Consider the following 1,361-nt stretch of genomic DNA (forward strand, 5'->3'; position numbering starts at 1 on the left):
ACCAAATATTATTCTAGCATGCTGAGGTGCCTATTTTAATACAACGGTAGAACCTTTCCGGAACCATACGCATAGCGCATGGTTTACTTTTATTCAATGAAACAAGGCTTGAGTGAGCCCCACTCAAACCTTGTATTAAAATAGTATGAACAATCATACACAAATTTTAGTTTGCATTGACGGTTTTAACAATTTACAATAGTGTCTCCCCCAAAAAAGAGCCTAACAACGCAACTGCTTGTTCAGCTGTACGATTTTCTATATCTAATAATGGGTTCACCTCTACAATATCAAGAGAAGTAATCAAACCAGATTGATAAAGTAATTCTAAAGCGAAATGGCTTTCTCGATAGGTCAAACCTCCTGGAACTTTCGTGCCCGTCCCAGGCACTTCACTTGGATCTAAAGCATCAACGTCGAGCGATAGATGTATACCATCTGTTTTAGATTGTAAATATGTAATACTTTCTTTTACGATAGCTTGAATCCCTCTCTCATCGATATCTGCCATCGTATAAGTCCTGATTTGGTGCTTTTTGATATACTCCCGTTCACCATAATCCAAATCTCTCATTCCTATTAATACAATATTTTCAGGCTTCACTTTTGGCGCAAAACCACCGATTTCGACTAATTGCTGATCTCCTTCGCCAGCGAGTATACGTAATGGCATCCCATGTACATTGCCTGATGGAGACTCTTCTGGAATATTCAAATCGCCATGTGCATCATACCAAATAACACCAAGACGAGAATAATGCTGTGCGACACCTGATATAGAGCCAATCGCCAACGAGTGGTCACCTCCTAAAATAACAGGAAAGTGATCATTTTTAATACTTGTAGCTACACGGTCATGCAATGCTTTCGAGAAAGAAAGGATCTCATCATAATTTTGAAGTCCTTGTTGTGACGACTTGAATTTTTCTATATCTAGCTTTGGTGCTTCTACATTTCCGCTATCAATAACATGATGGCCAATCGCTTTTAAGCGTGGCAACACACCCGCATAACGTATTGCATCTGGTCCTAAATCAACACCGAGCTTCTTTTGTCCAAAAGTTGTAGGTGCACCTATTAATTCAATTATCTTTGTCATATGACAACTCCCCTTTTCTTATCTTGATGACTTAATACGATTATATCCCCTTATTTTAATATCATCCGTATACATAAAAATAATAATTGTTTCTTATTCTGAATACAAGCTTTCATGTATAAATACATTGGACTTCCTAATGAAACGAGTTTAGCCTCGATTTCTAGGCACAATATCTCCTTAATCGTTGGTTTAGGCACTTACAATTATAGAGATATTTGTGCTTTTTTAATATCAAAAATTAAAATAACGGTCAGTGACT

Annotated in this window: 1 protein-coding gene; it reads right to left on the reverse strand. The window is 37.2% G+C overall.

Annotated features, from left to right (window positions below; translation table 11 throughout):
* Window positions 1-193: 193 nt before the first annotated feature.
* Window positions 194-1,099 (reverse strand): arginase, encoded by a 906-nt coding sequence (rocF, locus tag CD118_RS11505; protein ID WP_103356733.1) that lies wholly within the window; start codon window positions 1,097-1,099, stop codon window positions 194-196.
* Between the last annotated feature and the right edge of the window lie 262 nt (window positions 1,100-1,361).

It is taken from the genome of Staphylococcus coagulans (assembly GCF_002901995.1).
GTDB lineage: Bacteria > Bacillota > Bacilli > Staphylococcales > Staphylococcaceae > Staphylococcus > Staphylococcus coagulans.

What these genes read in the sequence shown, in the direction of transcription:
- rocF (WP_103356733.1), bottom strand. Translation starts at nt 1,099, where the DNA reads ATGACAAAGATAATTGAATTAATAGGTGCACCTACAACTTTTGGACAA.